Annotated in this window: 22 protein-coding genes; 13 read left to right on the forward strand and 9 right to left on the reverse strand. The window is 67.7% G+C overall.

Translation table 11 applies throughout. The features are described from left to right. Positions 1-46 precede the first annotated feature (46 nt). Together HCU64_RS03035 and HCU64_RS03040 are read right to left on the reverse strand one after the other, a co-directional pair. Complete coding sequence (locus HCU64_RS03035; protein WP_233382299.1) at positions 47-1,435, reverse strand: sensor histidine kinase; 1,389 nt, start codon at positions 1,433-1,435, stop codon at positions 47-49. Continuing rightward, positions 1,428-2,105 carry a response regulator transcription factor gene (locus HCU64_RS03040; RefSeq protein ID WP_233382300.1) on the reverse strand — a complete coding sequence of 226 codons (678 nt, stop codon included), beginning with the start codon at positions 2,103-2,105 and terminating at the stop codon, positions 1,428-1,430. The genes HCU64_RS03035 and HCU64_RS03040 overlap by 8 nt, the downstream gene beginning before the upstream one ends. A 390-nt stretch (positions 2,106-2,495) precedes the next feature. Between HCU64_RS03040 and HCU64_RS03045 the strand changes: the two genes are divergently transcribed. Beyond that, complete coding sequence (locus tag HCU64_RS03045; protein ID WP_233382301.1) at positions 2,496-3,227, forward strand: sigma-70 family RNA polymerase sigma factor; 732 nt, start codon at positions 2,496-2,498, stop codon at positions 3,225-3,227. A 13-nt stretch (positions 3,228-3,240) separates the two neighbouring features. Here the strand turns inward: HCU64_RS03045 and dusA are convergent, their stop codons facing one another. Together dusA and HCU64_RS03055 are read right to left on the reverse strand one after the other, a co-directional pair. Then, positions 3,241-4,251: a tRNA dihydrouridine(20/20a) synthase DusA gene (gene dusA, locus HCU64_RS03050; RefSeq protein WP_267922108.1), complete on the reverse strand. Its 1,011-nt coding sequence runs from the start codon at positions 4,249-4,251 to the stop codon at positions 3,241-3,243. A gap of 9 nt (positions 4,252-4,260) precedes the next feature. Continuing rightward, entirely contained in the window at positions 4,261-5,025 is a 765-nt protein-coding gene (locus tag HCU64_RS03055) for an urease accessory protein UreE (protein WP_325169944.1), read from the reverse strand. A 15-nt stretch (positions 5,026-5,040) separates the two neighbouring features. Between HCU64_RS03055 and HCU64_RS03060 the strand changes: the two genes are divergently transcribed. Further along, positions 5,041-5,310, forward strand: a complete 270-nt coding sequence (locus tag HCU64_RS03060) for a hypothetical protein (protein ID WP_147045581.1) — start codon at positions 5,041-5,043, stop codon at positions 5,308-5,310. A gap of 119 nt (positions 5,311-5,429) precedes the next feature. Here the strand turns inward: HCU64_RS03060 and katG are convergent, their stop codons facing one another. Both katG and HCU64_RS03070 read right to left on the reverse strand, forming a co-directional pair. Further along, on the reverse strand, positions 5,430-7,616 hold the full coding sequence (gene katG / locus HCU64_RS03065) for a catalase/peroxidase HPI (RefSeq protein ID WP_233382302.1): 2,187 nt from the start codon (positions 7,614-7,616) through the stop codon (positions 5,430-5,432). Positions 7,617-7,784: 168 nt separating this feature from the next. Continuing rightward, entirely contained in the window at positions 7,785-8,696 is a 912-nt protein-coding gene (locus HCU64_RS03070) for a LysR substrate-binding domain-containing protein (RefSeq protein WP_233382303.1), read from the reverse strand. A gap of 187 nt (positions 8,697-8,883) precedes the next feature. On the opposite strand from HCU64_RS03070, the gene HCU64_RS03075 reads away from it, so the two are divergent. Both HCU64_RS03075 and HCU64_RS03080 read left to right on the forward strand, forming a co-directional pair. Continuing rightward, positions 8,884-9,609: a J domain-containing protein gene (locus HCU64_RS03075; protein WP_233382304.1), complete on the forward strand. Its 726-nt coding sequence runs from the start codon at positions 8,884-8,886 to the stop codon at positions 9,607-9,609. Continuing rightward, positions 9,606-10,361, forward strand: coding sequence for an N-acetylmuramoyl-L-alanine amidase (locus HCU64_RS03080; protein WP_233382305.1), 756 nt, complete (start codon positions 9,606-9,608; stop codon positions 10,359-10,361). The genes HCU64_RS03075 and HCU64_RS03080 overlap by 4 nt, the downstream gene beginning before the upstream one ends. 12 nt (positions 10,362-10,373) lie before the next feature. On the opposite strand, the gene HCU64_RS03085 is transcribed toward HCU64_RS03080, so the two are convergent. Continuing rightward, positions 10,374-11,378, reverse strand: coding sequence for a TerC family protein (locus tag HCU64_RS03085; protein ID WP_233382306.1), 1,005 nt, complete (start codon positions 11,376-11,378; stop codon positions 10,374-10,376). Positions 11,379-11,577: 199 nt separating this feature from the next. On the opposite strand from HCU64_RS03085, the gene HCU64_RS03090 reads away from it, so the two are divergent. Then, positions 11,578-12,798, forward strand: coding sequence for a TIGR03862 family flavoprotein (locus tag HCU64_RS03090; RefSeq protein ID WP_233382896.1), 1,221 nt, complete (start codon positions 11,578-11,580; stop codon positions 12,796-12,798). Between the two features lie 34 nt (positions 12,799-12,832). Here the strand turns inward: HCU64_RS03090 and HCU64_RS03095 are convergent, their stop codons facing one another. Next, complete coding sequence (locus HCU64_RS03095) at positions 12,833-13,588, reverse strand: collagen-like protein (protein WP_233382307.1); 756 nt, start codon at positions 13,586-13,588, stop codon at positions 12,833-12,835. Between the two features lie 131 nt (positions 13,589-13,719). Here HCU64_RS03095 and HCU64_RS03100 point away from each other — a divergent pair, with 131 nt between their 5' ends. From HCU64_RS03100 to HCU64_RS03120, 5 genes are all read left to right on the forward strand, one after another. Beyond that, positions 13,720-14,163, forward strand: a complete 444-nt coding sequence (locus HCU64_RS03100) for a hypothetical protein (protein ID WP_233382308.1) — start codon at positions 13,720-13,722, stop codon at positions 14,161-14,163. A gap of 74 nt (positions 14,164-14,237) precedes the next feature. After that, complete coding sequence (locus tag HCU64_RS03105) at positions 14,238-15,761, forward strand: malonate--CoA ligase (protein WP_233382309.1); 1,524 nt, start codon at positions 14,238-14,240, stop codon at positions 15,759-15,761. A gap of 454 nt (positions 15,762-16,215) precedes the next feature. Next, on the forward strand, positions 16,216-17,370 hold the full coding sequence (locus tag HCU64_RS03110) for a YihY/virulence factor BrkB family protein (protein WP_233382310.1): 1,155 nt from the start codon (positions 16,216-16,218) through the stop codon (positions 17,368-17,370). An 80-nt stretch (positions 17,371-17,450) separates the two neighbouring features. Further along, positions 17,451-17,870 (forward strand): peptide-methionine (R)-S-oxide reductase MsrB, encoded by a 420-nt coding sequence (gene msrB / locus HCU64_RS03115; RefSeq protein WP_233382311.1) that lies wholly within the window; start codon positions 17,451-17,453, stop codon positions 17,868-17,870. Positions 17,871-18,099: 229 nt separating this feature from the next. Continuing rightward, on the forward strand, positions 18,100-19,008 hold the full coding sequence (locus tag HCU64_RS03120; RefSeq protein WP_233382312.1) for a hypothetical protein: 909 nt from the start codon (positions 18,100-18,102) through the stop codon (positions 19,006-19,008). Between the two features lie 219 nt (positions 19,009-19,227). On the opposite strand, the gene HCU64_RS03125 is transcribed toward HCU64_RS03120, so the two are convergent. Beyond that, positions 19,228-19,662, reverse strand: coding sequence for a L,D-transpeptidase (locus tag HCU64_RS03125; protein WP_233382313.1), 435 nt, complete (start codon positions 19,660-19,662; stop codon positions 19,228-19,230). A gap of 268 nt (positions 19,663-19,930) precedes the next feature. Here HCU64_RS03125 and HCU64_RS03130 point away from each other — a divergent pair, with 268 nt between their 5' ends. From HCU64_RS03130 to HCU64_RS03140, 3 genes are all read left to right on the forward strand, one after another. Then, complete coding sequence (locus HCU64_RS03130; protein ID WP_233382314.1) at positions 19,931-21,319, forward strand: dicarboxylate/amino acid:cation symporter; 1,389 nt, start codon at positions 19,931-19,933, stop codon at positions 21,317-21,319. Positions 21,320-21,332: 13 nt separating this feature from the next. Next, entirely contained in the window at positions 21,333-22,247 is a 915-nt protein-coding gene (locus HCU64_RS03135; RefSeq protein ID WP_233382315.1) for an ROK family protein, read from the forward strand. Between the two features lie 102 nt (positions 22,248-22,349). Next, positions 22,350-23,630: an aminotransferase gene (locus tag HCU64_RS03140; RefSeq protein WP_233382316.1), complete on the forward strand. Its 1,281-nt coding sequence runs from the start codon at positions 22,350-22,352 to the stop codon at positions 23,628-23,630. The last annotated feature ends 60 nt before the right edge of the window (positions 23,631-23,690 follow it).

Raw genomic sequence — 23,690 nt, forward strand, 5'->3', positions numbered from 1 at the left:
GATGCACCGTGGTACGGGCGCGACACCCATCGATGCTTAGCCGGCTTTACGACCGCCGCGCAGCAGGTGGCGGCAGCTGCGAAGCAGGGCAGACGATGCTGAAGCGGCAGCCGGTGGGGGGCACGTCCTCGACCGCGATCGTGAAATCGTGCAGCGTGACCACCGCAGCGACGAGGCTCAGGCCAAGGCCGCTGCCCACACTGTGGCGCGCCTCCTCGGCGCGGTAAAAGCGCTGGAAGATGCGGTCGCGCTCGGCGGGAACGATCCCGACGCCGGTGTCCTCGACGCTCAATGCCAGGCCGTTGCCCCGTCCCTCCAGGGACAAGCGGATCTGGCCGCCTTCCGGCGTGAACTTCACGGCGTTGTCGACGAGGTTGGCGATCGCCTCGAACAGCAATTCGCGATCTCCCGTGACCGGCGGCAAGCCCGGTTCGATGACACGTTCGATCACGATGCCCTTCTCTTCGGCGAGGGGATCGTAGATTTCGGCCACCTCGACGAGGCTGCGGGCGAGATCGACCTCGCCGAAGGCCGCGCGGCGACGGCCGTGTTCGATCTCGCCGATCCGCAGGATCGCCGTGATCAGGCTCAGGCACTGGTCGAGCCAATCGAGGCCGCGGTCGATCGCCGTCTGAAGCTCCTCGACCGTGCTCGCCTCGTCGCGGCTGCGCTCCAGCCTCGCACGAAGGCGTGTCAGCGGCGTTCGCAGGTCATGCGCGATCGCATCGCCGACGCTGCGCACCTCGTCGACCAGCACCTCGATCCGGTCGAGCATCGTGTTCACGTTAGCGACCAGCCGGTCGAACTCGTCCCCCCTGCTTCCGACCGGAAGGCGCTGGCTCAGGTTTCCGCGCATCACGGCGGTAACCGCCCCCTCGGTGGCCACCAGCTTCCGACGCGCGTGCGCCGACAGCACGATGCCGCCGGCGATGGACAGGATCGTCATCGGGATCAGCGCCATGCCGAGGGCACGCACGGTCACGGCCTTGGCGCGGTCGATGTCCTCCCGGCTGATCGCCACCACGACGACGTGACCATCGGCATGCTGCAGGGCCGCACAGAGCAGGTCGTCGCGAGGCTCGCCCCCTGCCACGGCAATGGGAGCGCGAAGCTCCTGGACTTTGCCGTTCCGCGCCAATCCGCGGGGCAGAACGGTGATGTTGCCGGCGAGAGGGGCTCCCTCCGGCCCAAAATAGCCGGCAAATCGATCGTCGTGGCCGCCACCGCCGAGCCAGTCGTCGATACGGGCGACGGTCCGAGCGGGATCGGCGGCGATGTAGGCGAGCTGCGTCTCGACCAGCTCGTCGTTCTCGGCGCGTTCGAGCGCGGAAGTCTGCCAGAAGATGAAGGCGAACAGGATCAGCGACAGCGCAGCCGACCAGAGCGCGACGGCGGCGGACCAGCGGAAAGCCGTGGTCGAGACGAGCCTAATCATCGGAGATCAGCGCGAAGCCCAGGCCGCGCACGCTGTGGATCAGGGGCGGCTCGCCGGCCGCCTCGAGCTTGCGCCGCAACCGTCCGACATGGACGTCGATCAGGTTGGATTTCGGCACGAACCGATAGTTCCAGACTTCCTCGAACAGCATGGCGCGTGTCACGACCTGACCAGGACGCCGCATCAGGTAGTCGAGGAGCTTCAATTCCCGCGGCAGGAGTTCGAGATCCCGACTGGCACGCCGGCCCGTGCCGGCGACGAGATCGAGTTCGAGGGTGCCGACCCGCAGGATGGCTTCCTTCGCTTCCACGGGGCGGCGAAGCAGCGCTTCGATCCGCGCCGCGAGCTCGCCGAGCGCGAACGGCTTGGTGAGATAGTCGTCGCCTCCGGCGCGCAGGCCCCGGATCCGCTCGTCGACATCGCTGAGCGCGCTGAGCAGCAGGGCCGGCGTACGGTCGCCGGCCTGTCGCAGGCTCTGTAGCACGGCCAAGCCATCGCAGCCCGGCAGCAGCCGGTCGAGGATGATCGCGTGCCATCCGCCGCGGAAAGCGGCCTCCTGGCCTTCCGGGCCGCTCGCGGCCCGTTCCACCTCGTGGCCGCGCCGACGGAGGTCACCGAGCACGTCCTCGACCGTGTCATCGTCGTCCTCGACGAGCAGAAGCCGTCCCATCCCAGCGTCGCCATTACGCGCGACGCGTGCCGCCGCGGATGCAGTATGGCCAAATTCGAGCACGCCGGTCGCGGTGCATTCCGTACTTAAACTCGAATTTAGTGGCGCTCGCCGGCCTGACTTCCATCTTCTCGGGGTGCGACGGGCGGATCGAAACCGACCGATGGTGAGGCGAGCTCACCGACGAGTGGCGCTCGATCAGACCGGAAGCGCCAGCCATGACCTAGAGCAGGAAGTACATCGAAGTGCTTTCGGCTCTATTTTTGCATCTGTACTACAGATTTAGAATTTTTATACTTTTAATTATCCATTCATAATCAGTTTGCCACACCATCCTCGTCTCGATTGCTTGATGAACATCTACACAGGCAGCGAAGGAGGGTTGGTAGTTTGTCTACACTGGTAACAGCGCGGCCCGAGTGGCCGGTCGAGGACGACACAGCGACAGTCGAGCGGCCTGCAGCGCGACGGCCGAGACTTTCGGCCTCCGATCGTGCGCATCTCGGTTGGCAACTCCGCGACGTCTACAAGGTGCTGGAGAGTGCACAACCGCCGTCGCGCCTGCTGGCGCTGATCGCACAGCTCGAATTGCTGCCCTCGCCCGACGAATCCGGTCCCGCGGCGTTCCGCGATGGATTGATGGCCGCCCTGCCGGGATTGCGGGCCTTCGCCATGAGCCTCGCCGGCGGTGCGAGCCAGGCCGACGACCTCGTCCAGGAGACGCTGCTCAAGGCCTGGCAGAACCAGACCCGCTACCAGCCGGGAACGAACCTCAAGGCCTGGCTGTTCACCATCCTGCGAAACACCTTCTACAGCGAGCGCCGCAAACGGAAACGCGAGGTGGAGGATGCCGACGGCATGCTCGCCAGCCATCTCGCCGCCCTGCCCGACCAGGAGGACGGCATGGAGCTGCGGCAGGTCTGGTCGAAGATCGCGAAGCTGCCCACTACCCAGCGCGAGGCGCTGCTCCTCGTCGGCGCGCAGGGCATGACCTACGAGGACGCGGCCGAGCTGCTCGGCTGCCAGATCGGAACCGTGAAGAGCCGGGTCAGCCGCGGCCGCTCCGAGCTCGCCCATTCTCTCGGCTTCGCCGATGGCCGGCTGAGCCGCATACCGGCCTGATCTCTTCGGCGGTTCAGGCCGCCTGCCCCGCCGGCAGCGGCTGCCACTCCCGCGAGACCCTGCCGACCGCCTCGCGCAGGGTCGCGAGGCCCGCATCCGGCGCCATGCCCGCCGTGGCGAGGTGGCGGCGGAAGGCGCGGGCGCCGGGACGGCCGTTGAACAAGCCGAGCATGTGCCGGGTGAAGGCGTGCAGCCGTAGGCCGGATTCCAGCCCCTCGGCGATGGTCGGCGCGAAGAGGTCGATCGCCGCGAACGGGTCGGCGGCAGGCGCGGCCTCGCCGAAGAGCAGCGGGTCGACGTCGAGCAGGATCGCCGGATCGGTATAGGCGGCGCGCCCGATCATCACGCCATCGACTTGCTCCACGAGCTCGGTGGAATGGCGGATCTCGGTGATGCCGCCATTGATCGCGATCGGCAGCGCGGGATGGGCTGCCTTCAGGCGGAAGACGCGGCCGTAATCGAGGGGCGGGATGTCGCGGTTCTCCTTCGGCGACAGGCCCTTCAGCCAGGCCTTGCGGGCATGCACGACGAGGCCGTCGACATCGGCCGCTTTCACCGCCGCGACGAGGGCATCGAGGGCCGCTTCCGGGTCCTGGTCGTCGACGCCGATGCGGCATTTCACGGTCACCGGCACCGAGACTGCCGCCTTCATCGCCGCGACGCACTCGCCGACGAGACTCGGCTCGCGCATCAGGCAGGCGCCGAAGCGGCCCTCCTGCACGCGGTCGGACGGGCAGCCGACATTGAGGTTGATCTCGTCGTAGCCGAGGTCTGCGCCGATCCTGGCGGACGCCGCCAGCGCCGCGGGATCCGAACCGCCGAGCTGTAGCGCGACCGGATGCTCGGCATCCGAGAACCCGAGCAGCCGTTCGCGATCGCCGTGCAGCACCGCGCCGGTCGTCACCATCTCCGTATAAAGCCGGGCCCGCGCCGAGAGGACGCGGAGGAAGGCCCGGCACTGCCGGTCCGTCCAGTCCATCATCGGGGCGACCGAGAAGCGGAAATCTCGCGCGGTCAGGGTCATCGGCAGTCGTCAGTGGTCGTGGTGGCCATGGTGCCCGTGATCATGATCGTGGTGATGATGGTGATCATGACTGTGATCATGGCCGCAGGAATGGCCGTGAGCATGACCATGGTCGTGGTCATGCGCGTGGTCATGGCCGTGATCGTGGCCGCAGGTGCTGTGGTCGTGCGCCTCCTTCTCCGGCCGGAAGGCGCGCTGGACCGGGGTGGCGGCGCAGCCCGAGCCGCGCACCAATTCGGCAGCGCTGTCAGGGACATAGAGCACATCCGCACCGATTTCGGCCGGCACGTGGTTGCCGCCGAGCTGCCAGGCGAGGCGCACCAGCCGGGCGACGTTCTCGGCGCGCACTTCGAGGAGCGCCTCCTCGGCTGCCTTCACAGCGATGAGACGACCATCATCGAGGCGGAAGGCATCCCCGTCCTGCACCTCGGTGGGCTTTTCCAGCGCGAGATCGAACGCGATCCCGCCTAAGCCGCTGAGAGATCTCGCAGAAACCTTCCGCGCGGCGTGGTCGAGGACGACCGTGTCCACGACCTGCTCTGGCCGGACGGCGGCCTTGCGGACGATCAGGGTGGCGTTCGGCATGAGATCCTCAAAGGGCTCGGTGTGTTTGCGCAACAGCTTGCGCCTCAAATGGCCTCTCGCGCGCGAAATGTCATGCCCCGCGCCGCGGCCGCCCCAATCTTGACCGTATCGCGTGACGTGCCTGCATCGAAGGCCGCAATCGGCCTCAGGGTGCGCGACGGCGAAAACGCCGCGCGGGCCGATGCACAAGGGAGTCGTTCGACCATGAAGAAGATCACCGCGGCCCTGCTCGCCGCCACCCTGGCGCTGTCCGTCGGCGCCTGCAACACGCCGGGCGAGCGCGCCGTCGGCGGTGGCGCCCTCGGCGCCGGCCTCGGCGCTGCGGTCGGCGGTCTGGCCACCGGCCGCGCCAGCGGCGCTCTCGCCGGCGCAGCCATCGGCGGCGCTGCCGGCGCCATCGGCGGCGCTGCCACCGCCCCGCGCTGCCCCTACGGCACCTACCGCGACGCCTACGGCGACGTGTACTGCCGCTGAGCCGTTCCGGCTCGACACCGATCGATCAGGAGGCCGGGGCATCACCCCGGCCTCTTTTACGAGAAAGGGCGGCGCTCGCCTCCGAGCGCCGCCCTTCTTTTGTTACGTCGTGTGAACGCTCAGGCCGCGACGTCGTAGCGGTCGGCGTTCATCACCTTGGTCCAGGCCGCGGCGAAGTCCTCGGCGAACTTCTGCTTCGCATCGGAGCCGGCATAGACCTCGGCCAGCGCGCGCAGCTGCGAGTGCGAGCCGAAGATCAGGTCGACGCGGGTCGCCGTCCACTTCTTCTCCTTCGTCTTGCGGTCCTTGCCGACGAAGGCGTTCTCGGATCCGGCCTTCTCCCACTCCGTGCCCATGTCGAGCAGGTTGACGAAGAAGTCGTTGGTCAGCTTGCCCGGCTGGCTCGTGAAGACGCCGTCCTTGGAGCCGTTGGCATTGGCGCCGAGCACGCGCAGGCCGCCGACCAGCACCGTCATTTCCGGAGCCGACAGACGCAGCAGTTGCGCCCGGTCGACCAGGGCCTCCTCAGGCGCCATGAACTGCGCGCCCTCGCGGAAGTTGCGGAAGCCGTCGGAGCGCGGCTCCAGGGGCTCGAACGACTCGACGTCGGTCTGCTCCTGCGACGCATCCATGCGGCCCGGGGTGAACGGCACGGTGACGGCGAGGCCGGCATCCTTGGCCGCCTGCTCGACGGCAGCGCCGCCGGCCAGGACGATCAGGTCCGCGAGCGAGACCTTCTTGCCGCCCGACGCCGCGCCGTTGAACTCGGCCCGGATCGCCTCGAGCTTGCTCAGCACGCTGGCGAGGGTGGCCGGCTCGTTGATCTTCCAGTCCTTCTGCGGAGCGAGACGCACCCGCGCACCGTTGGCGCCGCCGCGCTTGTCCGAGCCGCGGAAGGTCGAGGCCGAGGCCCAGGCGGCCGAGACGAGCTGCGGAACGGTGAGGCCGGAGGCGAGCACCTTCTGCTTCAGCGCCGCCACGTCCTGCGCATCGACGACCGGGTGGTCGAGGGCCGGGATGCGGTCCTGCCAGATCAGCTCTTCCTGCGGCACGAGCTTGCCGCGGTAGAGCTGGATCGGGCCCATGTCGCGGTGGGTCAGCTTGAACCAGGCGCGGGCGAAGGCGTCGGCGAACTCGGCCGGGTTCTCGTAGAAGCGGCGCGAGATCTTCTCGTAGGCCGGGTCGGCCTTCAGCGCGAGATCCGAGGTCAGCATCTTCGGGCGATGCTTCTTCGACGGGTCATGCGCATCCGGCACGTCGGCGGCCACGTCCTTGGCGACCCATTGCAGGGCGCCAGCCGGGCTCTTCTCGAGCTCCCACTCGTGCTTGAACAGGTTGTCGAAGAACAGGTTGCTCCACTGCGTCGGCGTCTGCGTCCAGGTCACCTCGGGGCCACCGCCGATGGTGTCGCCGCTATGTCCGATGCCGTGCTTCGAGCGCCAGCCGATGCCCTGGTCCTCGATCTCCGCGCCTTCCGGCTCGGCACCGAGGAAGGACGGGTCGCCAGCGCCGTGTGTCTTGCCGAAGGTGTGGCCGCCGGCGATCAGCGCCACGGTCTCCTCGTCGTTCATCGCCATGCGGGCGAAGGTCTCGCGGATGTCGCGAGCCGAGGCGAGCGGGTCCGGCTTGCCGTTCGGGCCTTCCGGATTGACGTAGATCAGGCCCATCTGCACGGCGCCCAGCGGCTCGGAGAGCTGGCGCTCGCCGGAATAGCGCTCGTCACCGAGCCAGGTGCCCTCGGGGCCCCAGAACAGCTCCTCGGGCTCCCAGGTGTCGACGCGACCGCCGGCGAAGCCGAAGGTCTTGAAGCCCATCGATTCGAGGGCGACGTTGCCGACGAGAACGTAGAGATCGGCCCAGGACAGCTTGTTCCCGTATTTCTGCTTGATCGGCCACAGCAGGCGTCGACCCTTGTCGAGATTGACGTTGTCCGGCCAGGAGTTGAGCGGCGCGAAGCGCTGCTGGCCGCCGCCGGCGCCACCGCGCCCGTCCGTCGTGCGGTAGGTGCCGGCGCTATGCCAGGCGAGGCGGATGAACAGGCCGCCGTAATGGCCGAAATCGGCCGGCCACCAATCCTGGGAATCGGTCATCAGGGCGTGAAGGTCCTTGATGACGGCGTCGAGATCGAGGGTCTCGAACTCCTTGGCGTAGTCGAAGACGTCGCCCAGCGGGTTGGACCGGGGATTGTGCTGGTTCAGGCGCTCGAGGTTGAGCTGCTCGGGCCACCAGTCGCGGTTACGTCGGCCGCCGGGGCCATGCGCCACCGGGCATTTGCCGCCGCCCTGACCATCAACCTGCATGTCCATGTCGAACTCCATCACGTCGGCGAAAATCGTTCACGGGCGCGCCGCAGCTTGGCTCGTATGGAAGCCAGCATCTTGAACGGCACGCCATCGAAGACCGTGCCGGCGGGATGTAGGGCTGTTTAGAGCGTTTGTATAATTGATTGCCGACATAGCTGTGATTGGTCGAACCTATGACGCCTCCGTCGCCGGCAGACGAGACACCCCATGCGGCAAGTGATCGCGCAGAGTCCGGGCCACCAGTTGGAGATCTCGCGATCGGGGATAGGAACGCCGCCAGACAAGCCCGATCCGCCGCCCCAACCCGGCATCGAGCGGGCGTACCGTAACACCGCGGTTTCGGAATTCCTCAACAGCCATGGCCGGCAGCAACGTGCTGCCCATGCCGGTCGCCACCATCTGGCGGATTGTTTCTAGGCTCGTCGCCCGGAAGTCTTCCTCGACATCCCGGTCGGGCGTTCGGCAGAGCGAAAGCACCTGGTCGCGCATGCAGTGCCCTTCGGTGAGCACCAGCAGCCGCCGCCCGCGCAGATCGTCCTTCGTCAGCACTTCGGCCAGGGGCTCGTTGCCCCTGGGTTCGGCGAACCAGAACGGCTCGTCGAACAGGGGCAGGGTCTCCAGTCGGCCGTCCTCCACAGGAAGGGCCACGAGGGCGGCATCGAGCCGGTGCGAGAGCAGGCGCTCGATCAGCGAGGCGGTAAGGTCCTCGTGGACCGCCAGACGCAGCTCCGGGTAGTCGGCGTTGAGCGCCGGCACGAGCCAGGGCAACAGGTAGGGGCCGAGCGTTGGGATCACACCGAGGCTGAACGTACCGACCAGCGGCCCGGCAATGCGCCGTCCGACACTGGCGATGGCCTCGACATCGGTGAGGATCTGCCGCGCCCGCGCAACCACCTCCTCACCGTGGGCGGTGACGCGAACCGAGCGGTTGGTGCGCTCGAACAGCATCACGCCGAGCTGCGCTTCGAGCTTTTTGATCTGTGTGCTGAGTGTCGGCTGGCTAACATGGCAAGCCTCGGCCGCGCGGCCGAAATGGCCGTGATCGACGAGCGCGACGAGATAGCGGAGATCCTGCAAGGTCATGAATGACCGTGGCTGCGTGAAGCGGCGGAAGTCCAGCGCTGTCGATGAAGGCCAGGGCAGCGATATCGCCTTGCGCCCGCCCCACCATTCGGCTTTAGCAACCGACCCGAAACGCTGCGCAGGCCCAGCCCGTGCCCCAACGTCTCCGCCAGCGGCGCCTCGCCGCCCTCTCGAACGGCACCGCGCGATGAGCCTAGGCATCTGGGGCAAGCTCGGCGGGGCCGGGCTCGGCGCGCTCGTCGGCGGCCCGATCGGCGCGCTCGTCGGCTCTGTGGCCGGGCATTTTCTGGTGGACCGCGAAGGCGCGCCCTTCGGCGCGACGCCGCGAGACGTGGTCTTCACCACCGGCCTCGTGGCCCTCGCCGCCAAGATGGCGAAGTCCGACGGCGTGGTGACGCCCTCCGAGGTCGAAGCCTTCGGGCAGGTGATCGAGGTCGAGCCGGCGGCGCGCCCGGGCGTCGAGCGGCTGTTCGACCTCGCCAAGCGGACCACGGACGGGTTCGAAGGCTACGCGCAGCAACTCGCCAGCACCTTCCGGGACGAGCCTGCCCTGCTGGAGGACGTGCTCGACGGACTGTTCCACATCGCGAAGGCCGACGGGGCCATCCATGAGAACGAAGACCGCTACCTGCGCGAGGTCGCCCGCATCTTCGGGCTCGACGAGCCGGCCTTCGAGCGGCTCGCGGCCCGTCACGTCCTACGCGCGGACGACCCGTATCTCATCATCGGCCTCGAGCGCGGTGCGAGTGACGCCGAGTTGAAGGCTCGCTACCGCTCCCTCGTGGCCGAGAGCCACCCCGATCGCGCCATTGCCCGTGGCCTGCCGCCAGAAGCCGTCGCGATCGCAACGCGGCGACTGGCCGCGATCAACGCCGCCTGGGATCGCATCACCGAGGAGCGGGCGCTGGCATGAGCTTCTCAGCTGACAGTCCGCTCGTTCATGAGGTCGTGCCCTCGCCGAACCACGGCGAGCGCAAGGACGGCCCCCTCGACATGCTGATCCTCCACTATACCGGCATGGCCAATGCGCAGGTCGCCCTGGAGCGGCTCTGCGAAGCCGCGGCACAGGTCTCCGCCCATTACCTCGTCTTCGAGGACGGCCGCATCGCGCAGCTCGTGCCGGAGACCCGACGCGCCTGGCATGCGGGCCTCGGCTCCTGGAAGGGCGAGGGCGACGTGAACTCGCGCTCGATCGGCATCGAGATCGTGCATCCTGGCCATATCGGGGGGCTGCCGCCCTACCCGGCCGAGCAGATCGAGGCGGTGATCGCGCTCTCGAAGGACATCGTCACTCGCCACGCGATCCCGGCGAACCGTGTGTTGGCCCATTCCGACGTCGCGCCCGAGCGCAAGGAGGATCCCGGCGAGAACTTCCCGTGGGACAGCTTCGCGAAGGCTGGAATCGGGCATCTCGTGACGCCCGCCCCGATCCGCGACGGCCGCTTCTTCGCGCAGGGCGACTCGGGCCAGCCGATCGAGGCTTTGCAGGAGATGTTCTCACTGTACGGCTACGACCAGCCGGTCACCGGCCAGTTCGACACGCGCACGCAGGCCGTCGTCACCGCCTTCCAGCGTCATTTCCGGCAAGCCCGCGTCGACGGCGTCGCCGACGCCTCGACGATCACGACGCTGCGCGACCTGATCGCGGCCCAACCTCCAGGCTGAGACAATCTTCGCTCAGGCGCGGTGCCGTGCCTCGTCATGCGCATCCGCGATCCCGCGGGTGCGCCACAGGCTGTAGACGATGCCGATCGTCAGCAGCACCAGCGTCACGGCGAGCGAGACCCAGGGCGGCAGGTCGACGAGGCCGAGCGTGTCGGCGACGACGATCTTGCCCCCGATGAAGATCAGGATGAAGGCGAGCGCCGTCTTGAGATAGGCAAAGCGCTCCACCATCGCGGCCAGCGCGAAGTAGAGCGAACGCAGGCCCAGGATCGCGAAGATGTTCGACGTGTAGACGATGAACGGGTCGGTGGTGATCGCGAAGATCGCCGGCACGCTGTCGACGGCGAAGATCACGTCGGCGATGTTCACCGCCGTCAGCGCCAGGGCGAGCGGCGTGAACCACAGGACGGACTTGCCCGATTTGGGATCCGGCAGACGCACCAGGAACTTCTGGCCGTGCGGCTCCCGGGTGATGCGCAGGTGACGGCGCAGGAAGCGCAGCGAGGCGCTGTTTTCGACATCGGCCTCGTCCTCCTCCTTGGAGAACAGCATCTTGAGGCCGGCATAGATCAGAAAGGCGGCGAAGAGCGACAGGACCCAGTGTGCCTGGGCGACGAGCGCCGAGCCGAGCCCGATCATCAGGCCGCGCAGCAGGACGGCGGCGAGGATGCCCCAGACCAGGACGCGGTGCTGGGCCGAGCGTGGCACGCCGAGCGCCGTCAGGATGACCGCGATGACGAAGACGTTGTCCATTGACAGCGAGTATTCGATGACCAATCCGGTCACGAACTCCTCGCCATGCGTGCGGCCCATGTACCACCAGACCCAGCCGCCGAAGGCGAGGCCGAGGAGCAGGTAGCAGGTCGTGAGGACGAGGCTCTCCTTGACCCCGATCACCCGGCCCTTGTCGCGGTGGAGCAGGCCGAGATCGAAGGCCATCAACCCGATGACGAGGGCATGGAAGCCCAGCCACATCCAGACGGGCTGGCCGAGCCATAGGGTATGAAGGAAGTCCATCGGTCGCGGAGCCCCATGCTTCGTTGAAGAGAGCATCGGCTCCGACATCACGGACGCATGAGATGCGTCCGCCAGAGGGGCCCGCAGCCGATGGGCGCGAGTTAGCGAGCCGAGTCTGGCGAATCAAGGGCAGCCTCTACAACAGCACCACAGAGGCGAAGGGTTGACAGCCGCCCTCCCGACACGGCCTGCCCCTGGCATGGAGCGAGACGATTTCATCGCAGTGGTTGGCGGAGGCCCCGCCGGGCTGGCCGCCGCCGAGGTTCTGGCTGCGGCGGGACGGCGCGTTACGGTCTACGACCGGATGCCGTCGGTCGGCCGCAAGCTGCTGATCGCCGGTAGAGGCGGCCTGAATCTCACGCATTCCGAAAAGCTGCCCGCATTTCTCGAACGGTACCATCCGGCCCATGCAGCCCTGCGAGAGGCGGTCGAGGCCTTCCCCCCCGACGCCCTCCGCTCGTGGTGCGAAGGACTCGGCCAGCCGACCTTCGTCGGGTCGAGCGGCCGCGTCTTTCCGAAGAGCTTCAAGGCCTCACCGCTGCTGCGCGCCTGGCTCGCGCGCCTTGGCACACTCGGCGTCACCATCCGCACCCGCCACAGTCTCACGGCCTGGGATGGGATTGGGCTGTCATTCGAAAGCCCGGATGGGCTCGTCGAAATCCGACCACGCGCCCATCTGCTTGCCATGGGCGGCGCGAGTTGGCCGCGACTCGGTTCGGATGGAGCCTGGGTGTCTCTACTCCGAGACCGCGGGGTTGCAGTCGCGCCGCTGCTTCCTGCCAATGTCGGCTTCTCGGTGCAATGGTCCGAGCATTTCGCCGGCCGCTTCGCGGGCGAGCCGGTCAAGCGTGTCGGCTTTAGGCTCGACGACAGGCAGGTACTCGGCGAAGCGATGATCTCCGCCCAAGGCATCGAGGGCGGCGCGGTCTACGCGCTCTCGCGATGCATCCGGGAGGCAATCCAGGCGGAAGGCACCGCGACGCTCCTCCTCGACCTCCGCCCCGATCTCGACGCGGAGGCGCTGGCCCGGCGCCTCGACCATCCAAAACCCGGTGCCTCCATGGCGACACGCTTGCGCAAGGATGCGGGCCTCAGTCCCGTCGCCGCCGGCCTATTGCGCGAAACCCACGGCCTGCACCTGCCGGACGCGCCCATGGCGCTGGCCTTAGCGATCAAGGCTTCGCCCCTGCGGCTCCTCGCTCCAGCGCCGATCGCCAGGGCGATCTCGACGGCCGGCGGCGTGTCGTTTGACGGCCTCGATCCGCGCTTCATGCTGCGCGCGCAGCCCGGCAGCTTCCTTGCCGGGGAGATGCTTGACTGGGAAGCGCCGACCGGTGGCTACCTGCTCCAGGCGGCAATCGCGAGCGGGCGCGCCGCCGCTTCGGGCATGATCGCTTGGCTGCGAGAGACCGGCGGCTGAATGCTTTCGGCTTGCCAGCCCTGATCGTGCGCGCTCAGGGCTTCGCGCAGAAGGCCGTCATGCCCTCGGCGCCCGCCGGGCAGGTCGCCTGCGCCGAGCCGCCGGCGCCAGATCGGTAGCTCGCGCTTGCACCGCCGAGGCAATAGGCCGAGATCAGCAGCTCACCGCTTTCGCAAGAGAGCTCACAGCCGGCTTCTGGACAAGCGCCGGAATGCACCGGCCGCAGCGGGAGGGCGGCCGGTGCCGACGCACCCGGCTCGCCCTTCGCGCCCGCCTCGCCCTTGGGACCAGCGGGACCCGGTGCTCCCGGGGTTCCGGTTGTGCCCTCTGCACCCTGTGGGCCGGAAGGTCCCTGGACTCCGGCCACGCCCTGCGGCCCCGTCGGCCCCGGCTCGCCCTTCGGACCGGGTTCGCCCTCCGGCGCACAATTGGCGATGACCGCCTCGCGCTCGTCCTCCTCGGCCTTCAACGTCGCGACACAGGTGCGCGGGCGGTATGGCAATCGGAAGGTGAAGCGGCCGCGGCCATCGGCGGCCACCGAGATATCGTCGTCGAGCACGACGATCAGGCCGCCCTTGCGCACGCTGCCCGAGATGCGCAGGTCGCCCGCCTCGATTCGGGCATCGTAGACCATGATCGGCTGCTGAGGCTGCCGCGGCCTGCGCGGTTTCGACCGCTCGCGCGGCGCCTCCGTTTGAGCTCCCAGAGCCGGAGCTGCCGGCTGCTGAGCGGCCGCAGGCCATCCCGCGACGAGCATCAGCGCCAGCGCTACACAGACGCGCCCGATCATGAAACCTGCTCCTCCGAGAACCGGTCTGCACCTGCGGCCGCGTCGGGCCTCCGGTCAAGCCTGCGCGAGCGGCTGCGAGGCCACGCGGAATGGCCTCGACTTCCCACGGCGCCTTTGTCAAAGACTGCGCCATGATCCGGACCGCCCTCGCCTGCCTCCTTCTCCTCTCGAGCGCCGCACAGGCCGACGAGTGCGACGCCCTCGTCGGGCGCATCGCCGATGCCACCGGCGCCAAGAAAGTGGGGCGGCGGGTCGGTCCCAGCGTCGACGTGCGCTCGGCCGGCGGCCTCAAGATCGACATCACCTGCCGCGCCGAGCCGATCGTCCAGGCCTCGTCCTCCGATCCGAGCCCATCGGCCGGCTATTACCGCGACCTGTCGATCGCCGGCGGGATTGCGATCGAGGTTCCACCGGCTGCCGTCGAAGCCGCCCTGGTGAAAGCCTACGACACGGCGCTGCGCGAGCGTCGCAAATCCTTCATCCAGCAGAGCGGCTGGTCGGCGAGCTGCTACGCTGATCCGGGTTCATCGTCCCTCCGCACGCTTTGTTCGGTGGGACGCATTCCGCCCGGCTGACCCCCGACGGGCTTGAACGCCGCGCCGAACCGCGCCAATCCCGTCGCCGGGACCGGAAACGCCGACGGCAGGCAATGGCCAATCATCTCTTCGACCTCATCCTCGCGCATCTGCCGCCGGCGCCGGCCAGCAAGATCCTGCTCGAGACCCCGGACGGGCTTCGCGTCAGCTACGCCGACCTCGTTGCACGCTCGGCCGCCTATGCCTCCGCGCTCTCCACGCTGGGCGTCAAGCCAGGTGACCGCGTCGCAGCCCAGGTCGAGAAGAGCCCAGAAGTCATCTTCCTCTTTCTCGGCGCAGTGCGGGCCGGCGCCGTCTTCCTGCCCCTCAACACCGCCTATACCGACCGGGAGATCGCCTATTTCCTCGGCGATGCCGAGCCAGCCGTCTTCGTCTGCGATCCGGCCCGCGAGACTGCTCTCGCGCCTGTCGCGAAAGAGGCCGGCGTCGCCAGTCTGCGGACCCTCGGGGGCGACGGCCGCGGCAGCATGCGCGAGGTGGCCGACGCCTCCAGCAGCGCATTCGAGGACATTGCACGCGGGTCCGACGAACTCGCTGCGATCCTCTACACCTCCGGGACGACGGGGCGCTCGAAGGGCGCCATGCTCAGCCACGGCAACCTCGCCTCGAACGCCCTGACACTGGCAGAGGCTTGGCGCTTCACGGCTGACGACGTGCTGATCCACGCGCTGCCGGTGTTCCACACCCACGGCCTGTTCGTCGCCACCAACACGGCGCTGATGGCCGGCGCGTCGATGCTCTGGCTGCCGCGGCTGGACGCGAAGCAGATCCTCTCCGTAATGCCGCGGGCCACGGCTATGATGGGCGTGCCGACCTTCTACACGCGCCTCCTCAAGGAGCCGGGCCTGACGCGGGAGGCCACCGCGCATATGCGCCTGTTCACTGCCGGGTCGGCGCCGCTCCTCGCCGAGACGCATCGCGAATGGTCCGAGCGCACTGGTCACGCCATCCTCGAGCGCTACGGCATGACCGAGACCAACATGAGTACCTCGAACCCCTACGAGGGCGAGCGCATCGCCGGCACCGTGGGCTTCCCGCTGCCAGACGTGGCGCTGCGTGTGGTCGATCCCGAGTCGGGTGCGCCAGTGCCGGACGGCAACGTTGGCATGATCGAGGTGAAGGGCCCCAACGTCTTCAAGGGCTACTGGCGGATGCCCGAGAAAACCGCAGCCGAGTTCAAGGCGGACGGCTTCTTCATCACGGGCGATCTCGGCAAGATCGATACGCGGGGCTACGTGCACATCGTCGGCCGAGGCAAGGACCTGATCATCACCGGTGGTTACAACGTCTATCCGAAGGAGATCGAGACCGAGATCGACGGCCTGCCTGGCATTGTCGAATCCGCGGTGATCGGCCTGCCTCATGCGGATTTCGGCGAAGGCGTCACCGCGGTGGTCGTCGCCGCGCCGGAGGCCCGCGACGAGGCCAAGATCCTCGCGGCGCTGGAAGGCCGGCTCGCCCGCTTCAAGCAGCCGAAGCGCGTGCTCTTCGCCGACGATCTCCCGCGCAACGCCATGGGCAAGGTGCAGAAGGCCCTGCTGCGCGAGACCCATGCGGGGCTCTACGAGAAGGGCTGAGCGACTGCGTCAATCGTGCGTGAGCATCTCCGCGAGTTGCTCCGCCGTCGTCAGCGGCACGACGTGCCTCTCCGCCGACCGAGACGCGACCACGGTTCTGTCGAGGATCGCGCCACGCCGATCCATCGCCGCGCCGAGGCATGTCAAAGCAAGAAACCCGACCGCGACCGCAAACTTCCAGTCTTTCACGGCAATCCGACTGGCCTTGGACAGTGTTTGCGCACTCATCATCCTTCTCCATTGAAATCATTCTTTGAAAGAAAGATTGGTGACGCCGCCGATCCATCGCAATTCGAGAGTCGTTTACTGAGCTTTCGCCTACGGCGAAGGCTGCTGATGCGCCCCGGCATCGATCGTCTGCAACGCATCCGGCAACGCGTTCGAAAGCCGAGGAACAGCCAAGCCTACTCCGCGGTTGACCCCCGTCGCTCAAACCCCAGCCGCCCCGACACGCATGCCATCGCCCCCTGCATCTCCGTCCGAGCGCCCAGGCGAGGCCGGATCGGCACTCTGGACCGTTGCGCTCGGCATCGCGCTGGTAGCGATCGCCGCGAGTCCGCGCCGCAGGCGCTCCGAGCGGGACGCAGAGCCGGAGCCGGAGCGCACTGCGCGCGCCAACGGCGCCCATTCGCACGAGGGCCGGACCGCACGCTGGGTCGCGGCGACGCAGGAGGATCGCGGCCGGGCCGCGAGGGATCCCACCGAGATCCCAGCGCCCGGCTGGAAGGACATCGCCTTCCGAGTCTTCCAAGAATTCAACAAGGACCGCGTGCTGTCGGTGGCGGCGGGCGTCACCTTCTACACCCTGCTCTCGCTGTTTCCGGCGGTGGCGGCTTTGGTGACCTGCTACGGCCTGATCGCAGACGCAGGCACGATCAACGTCCATCTCGCCAGCCTGCGTGGCGTGTTGCCGGATTCGGCCATCGACATCGTCGGCGACCAGGTAAAGCGCATCGCGACCAAGAGCGGCGGCACCCTCGGGCTCACGTTCTTCACCACCCTGCTGCTCTCGGTCTGGAGCGCGAACGCGGCCATGAAGGCGATGTTCGACGCGCTGAACGTCGTCTACGAGGAGCAGGAGAAGCGCAATTTCTTCTGGCTGAACCTGCGCTCGCTCACCTTCACCATCGGCGCCCTGCTCTTCGTGATCATCGCCCTCTCGGCGATCGTCGTGCTGCCGGTGGTGTTCAACTTCGTCGGCCTGGGTGACGGGGCCTGGGCCCTGGCGATGCTGCGGTGGCCGGCCCTGCTCATCGTCATCCTCGGCGCGCTGACCATCCTCTACCGCTACGGCCCGAGCCGCGAGCCGGCGCGCTGGCGCTGGGTCGGCGTCGGGGGCGCGATCGCCGGCCTGCTCTGGGTCGTCGCCTCGATCCTGTTCTCCTGGTACGTGGCGAATTTCGGCTCCTACAACGAGACCTATGGCTCGCTCGGCGCCGTGATCGGCTTCATGACCTGGATCTGGATCTCGGCGACCATTGTTCTGCTCGGCGGCGAGATCAACGCCGAGATCGAGCATCAGACGGCGCACGACTCGACCACCGGCCGCGAGAAGGTGCTCGGTGAGCGCCAGGCCCGGATGGCCGACACCGTGGGCGCGGCCGCCTAAGGCGTCTTCACGCCTCGCGGGATCGGTGCCAAGACCCCATATCCGGGCCACACAAGACCCCAGAGATATGGAGGATGCACATGGCCGAGCGCGATGCCGGCACGATCAGCCCGCCCGAGACTCGCAGCGACGCGGAATGGCGCCAAATGCTCACGCCCGAGCAGTACCACGTGCTGCGCGAGCACGGCACCGAGCGGCCCGGCTCGAGCTGCTTCAACGCCGAGAAGCGCGCCGGCACCTATAGCTGCGTCGGTTGCGGTGCCCCGCTCTTCGAGACGGGCACCAAGTACGAGTCCGGCAGTGGCTGGCCCAGCTTCTTCGATCCCCTGGAAGGCGCCGTCGAGACCACGGTCGATCGCAGCCACGGGATGACCCGGACCGAAGTGCACTGCGCGCGCTGCCAGGGTCATCTCGGCCATGTCTTCAACGACGGCCCGGCCCCCACCGGGCTTCGCTACTGCATGAACGGCGTGTCGCTCAACTTCGAGCCGGCGGACTGATCCTGCCGCCGCTCGAAGGGCGTTGTATGGGGACGAGAGGGTTAATGGCGGCGTGACAAAGGTCGAACTGTCTTGATTTCGACGGCGTTTCGCTTAGCGGTGAACGGGATAGAGATGCCGAGCGACTTCGCTTACCCGGTTTCGAGACGACGGCAGGGCGCCGGCGGCGCGAGATCCCGGCCGAAGCGACCGGGCCGCTCGACGTCGAACCCCGCGGGGAGGTGAGCGTATGAGTGTCGTCCGGCGTTTTCTGATTGCTCCGTCGCTGGTGCGACTGATCCGCAAGGAGCGCGGGGGTGCCCGCATCACCGAGGGCTATTTCGCCCCGCAGGCTGGGCGCACGTCCTTCGTCCGGATCGACGGGCAGGATTGCCACCTCGTCCTTGTCACCACGGATTCCGAAGGCCGCTCGACGGAAGAGCGTACAGAGGTTCCGCGCGCCCACGGTGACGCGTTGCTCGACGTTTGCTCTGGCAAAGCTGCCTACGAGCGCACCCTTGTCCCGCTCGGTGGCCGAGACGTCCAGATCGACCGCTACGTCACGCCCGCCGGGCTCGACATCGCCAACGTGTCCTTCGACGACGAGGCCGCCGCGAACGCCTTTTCGGCGCCGACCTGGTTCGGCACCGAGGTGTCGAAGGAGGCTGCCTATGAACGCCACGCCGTCGCAATCCAGGGCGTCCCGGATGCGGGCGAGATTGGCCTAAGCAACGCCGCCCTCAACGCGGTGCTCGACCTGATCGAGCCGCGCTTCGGTTTCGGCAGCAGCGTGCGCCGCTCGTCCTTGACCGAGTCATCGTCAATCCCTGCAGCACCAGCCCCTGCACCGGTCACACCGCCGGCGCCCGCACCAGTAGCCGAGATGCCCGCACAGGAACGGGTCGAGGCCCCGGCTCCGGAGCCCGTCGCCGAAACGCCGGCCGCCGCGCCGCAGCCCTCACCGGCTCCTACCGAGGAGCCCAAGTCCGCTGCGGCAGCCGAGGAGAAGGGCGACGCACGCATAGACGACGTGATCGAGAGCCTGTCGCAGGCCCTCAGCGCGGCGATCCAGCAACCGAAGGAACCGGCCAAGGACGACAATCCCGGCGGTTCGTTCGAGCGCTGGACGGTCCGTCCCCGTCGCACGAACCAGAGCTGACGCCGGGCCGTCGCCGATCGGACGTCGCCGTCGTTCGACGCTCGATCCCGACGGTATCGGCAGCGGCCGCATTGCTAAGCCGGCGCGAGGGCTCGCCCAAAAGTAGCGGCGCGCCCGGCCAAGGCTGAGAGACCGCGCAAGGCCGCCTTTAATGCCAAGCGCACTCCGAAACCCAAGTCTTCCTACGGTTTGTTCGCTCCCGTCGAACCGCAGTGTGATTTAGCGGATCACGACCCGCGTCCCACCATAGGTCTGCGTCAGACCGTAGAGCGCGGCGGCGTTGGCGGGCGCCAAACGAATGCAGCCGTGGCTCGCCTGACGTCCGAGATGGCCGACCGCGTAGGTGCCGTGGATCGCGTAGCCGCCGCGGAAGAACATCGAATAGGGCATCGGCGAGTTGTGATACTTCCTCGAGAAGTGCATCCGCGCCATGTGGCCGACACGATAGCTGCCGCTCGGCGTGACGTAGCCCTTCCGGGCGGTCGAGACGGCCCAGTCATGCGCCAGTACGCCGTTCACATAGACGCGCATGCGCTGGCTCGACCGGTCGACCTGGGCGACGACGTCCGCTCGCGCAGGGGCAACGACGCTCGCGAGCGCGCACGCCGAGAGAACGGCCAAAATGGCCGTCTTGAGTAATCTGGACAAAGACACGGGAGAACTCCGCCTCAAGCCAACGCAGCCATCGGCTTCTCTTGCTCGACCGAGCAAAGACCGGTCGACATCAAGAGCTGGGCCGCACGGATATTCGTGGCACTACGTGGTGTGGCAGAAAAGAGGCCTCGCCTCAGTTTCGACAACTTTCTCACATGCGCGGCGCTGTTGAACTACCGATATGCCGTTGAGCGGCAACGGCAAACCCGCTAGCGTCCTCCTTGGCCCGCAAGAGGCCGACACGATCGAGTGTCAAAGGCGAGGAAAGATGGCCCAGTCGATCACACATCATCCTGGAGCAGCCGACTCCACGGGGCAGCACACCCCCTGGTACAAGGTGTTGTATATCCAGGTGTTGATTGCGATCGCGTTGGGCGTCCTGCTCGGGTGGCTCTATCCCGACCAGGGCAAGTCGCTGAAATGGCTCGGAGACGGCTTCATCGCGCTGATCAAGATGATGATCGCGCCGATCATCTTCTGCACGATCGTCCACGGCATCGCCTCGATCGGAGACCTCAAGAAGGTCGGCCGTGTCGGCCTGAAGGCCCTGATCTATTTCGAGGTCGTCTCGAGCGTGGCGCTGCTGATCGGTATCCTGGTCGGCGAAGTGATCAAGCCGGGCGCAGGCTTCGGCGCTGATCCGTCCAAGCTCGATGCCAAGGCGGTCGAGGGCTACGCCAAGCTGGCGGCCAGTGACTCGACGGTGGCACACATCCTCGCGATCATTCCCAAGAGCTTCTTCCACGCGCTCGCCGACGGCGACCTGCTCCAGGTCCTGCTGGTCTCGATTCTCACGGGCGTCGTGCTCACCGGCATGGGCGCGAAGGGTGCAGGCATCACCCACGGCATCGATGCCGCTGGTCAGGTGTTCTTCCGCATCATCGGCATCATCGTGAAGCTCGCGCCGATCGGTGCCTTCGGCGCGATGGCCTTCACCATCGGCCAGTACGGCATCGGCAAGGTCATCGACCTCGCCTGGCTGGTGGGCACCTTCTACATCACCTCGCTGCTCTTCGTGCTCGTGGTGCTCGGAGGCATCGCCGCCTTCTCAGGCTTCTCGATCTTCAAGTTCCTCGCCTACATCAAGGACGAGCTCCTGATCGTGCTCGGCACCTCGTCCTCCGAGACGGTGCTGCCGCACATGATGACGAAGATGAAGCGCCTCGGCGCCTCGGACTCCGTCGTCGGCCTCGTGATCCCGACGGGCTACTCGTTCAACCTCGACGGCACGAACATCTACATGACGCTCACCACGCTGTTCCTGGCGCAGGCGGTGGGTGCGGACCTGACCGTCGGGCAGTACGCGACCATCTTCCTCGTCGCGATGCTGACCTCGAAGGGCGCGTCGGGCGTCACCGGCGCGGGCTTCATCACCCTGGCCGCCACCCTCGCCGCCATTCCGGGCAACCCGGTCCCCGTCGCCGCGATGACGCTGGTCCTGGGCGTCGACAAGTTCATGTCCGAGTGCCGGGCCCTGACCAACCTGGTCGGCAACGGCGTCGCCACGGTGGTGGTCTCCCGCTGGGAGGGTGAGCTGGACAAGGAGAAGCTGCGCCAAGTGATGGCGCATCCGATCGCCATCGGCACCGACATTTCCGACCACGACCCGGAAGCCCCCTCTCAGGCCGGCGCTCCGACCATCGCAGCAGCGCAGTAAATCTGCGCCGGCCTTGGAGCGGGCACGCATTGGCATCGATTTCGGCGGTACGAAGATCGCCGGAATTGCGCTGGCCGCCGACGGCCGCACCCTTGCCGAGCGGCGCATCCCGACGCCGCGCGGCGATTACGACCAATCACTCTCCGCCGTCGCGGACCTGGTTGCCACCCTTGAAACCGAGGCCGGCATACTGGGCGCGAGCGTCGGTGTCGGAATGCCCGGCGCGATCTCGCCGGCGACGGGCCTGATCAAGAACGCGAATTCCACCTGGCTGATCGGCAAGCCGTTCGAGACCGACCTCGCACGGCTGCTCGGCCGCCCGGTCCGCGTTGAGAACGACGCCAACTGCCTCGCCGTGTCCGAGGCGACGGATGGCGCGGGCGCCGGCGCCCATCTCGTCTGGGCAGCGATCCTCGGCACGGGCGTCGGCTCAGGTATCGCCGTCGGTGGTCGCCCTCTGTCGGGCCGCGGACGCGTCAGCGGCGAGTGGGGCCACAATCCCTTGCCTTGGCCCCGCGACGAGGAGAGGCCCGGTCCGGCCTGCTATTGCGGCCGCCATGGCTGCATCGAAACCTGGCTCTCGGGCCCGGGCATCGCCGCCGACCACGCCCGCCGAACCGGACAGACACGAACCGGCGAGGCGATCGTCACCGCAATGCGCGAGGGCGACCCGACAGCGCAGCAGACCTTCTCACTTTACCTAGACCGAATGGGCCGCGGCATCGCCCATGTGGTGAACATCCTCGATCCGGACGTGATCGTCCTCGGCGGCGGCCTCTCCCGCGTATCCGAGCTGCTTGCCCGCTTGCCGGATGCCATTGCTCCGCACGTGTTCTCCGACGTCTTCGACACACCGGTCCGCGCGAGCCTGCACGGAGACGCTTCGGGCGTACGCGGCGCGGCATGGCTCTGGGACGCGCCAGCTTGACACTGCATGGGAGGTGTCACCGGCACTCCCTACACAGACGGAACCGCCGCTTGTATGGGAGGGCGGCTTCCGTCCGTTCGCCCCAGTCAGGCCGAGACTACGATGACCACGATCACCAGCATGGATTCCGAGACGCTGCGCAGCCGCCATGACGCGGTGCGCGCCGAGTACGAGGCCTTCAAGGCGCGCGGGCTGAAACTCGACATGACGCGCGGCAAGCCCTCGCCCGAGCAGCTCGACCTCGCGAACGCCATGCTGACCCTGCCGGGCAACGGCGACTACTTCGCCGACGGCCATGTCGACGCGCGCAACTACGGTGGCCTGAACGGCCTGCCCGAGACCCGCGCGCTGTTCTCGCAGATGATCCAGGCCCCGGCCGACCAGATCGTCGTCGGCGACAATTCCAGCCTCGCGCTCATGCACGTCACCATCGCCTCAGCCATGATGAAGGGTGTGCCGGGCTCGACCGCACCCTGGAGCCAGGGCGCGCCGACCTTCCTCTGCCCCGTCCCCGGCTACGACCGCCACTTCGCGATCTGCGAGGAGTTCGGCATCCGCATGATCCCCGTGCCGATGACCGGCCAGGGCCCCGACATGGACATGGTCGAGCGCCTCGTCGAGGACCACGCCGTGAAGGGCATCTGGTGCGTGCCCAAGTACTCGAACCCCTCGGGCGAGACCTACTCGCTGGAGACCTCGCGCCGTCTCGCCGCCATGCAGACCGCCGCGCCCGACTTCCGGATCTTCTGGGACAACGCCTACTCGGTCCACCACCTCACCAAGGACCACCACACCGTCCCCGACATCCTGAAGCTCTGCGCCGATGCTGGGCATCCGGACCGCGCCTTCATATTCGCATCTACCTCGAAGATCACGCTGGCCGGCGCCGGCCTCGCCTTCTTCGCGAGCTCGCCGGAGAACGTGCGCTGGTACCTGGAGCGCGCCTTCTTCCGCACCATCGGGCCAGACAAGCTCAACCAGCTCCGCCACGTGCGTTTCCTGAAGGACCACGCCGGTCTCAAGGCGCATATGGAGAAGCAGGCGCAGATCATCGCGCCGAAGTTCGAGGCGCTGCTGCAGATCCTCGAAGCCAAGCTCGGCGGCACCGGCGCGGCCGAGTGGCTGCGCCCGGCCGGCGGCTACTTCGTCACCGTCGATGCGCTCGAGGGCACCGCCAAGCGGATCGTGACGCTCGCCAAGGAGGCCGGCATCGCCCTGACTCCGGCTGGCGCCACGTCGCCCTACGGCCAGGACCAGCACGACCGGACGCTCCGCCTCGCGCCGACCTTCCCGTCGCTCGCCGACGTGAAGTCCGCTTCTGAGGGCATTGCGATCTGCATCCTGCTCGCGGGAATCGAGAAGCAGGCCGGCATCCACGGCTGATCCTCCACAACTCCACGTTATCCCGGCCGCTGCGGCGGCCGGGGCGACTTGCATCGCTGC

It is taken from the genome of Methylobacterium sp. C25, assembly GCF_021352225.1.
GTDB lineage: Bacteria > Pseudomonadota > Alphaproteobacteria > Rhizobiales > Beijerinckiaceae > Methylobacterium.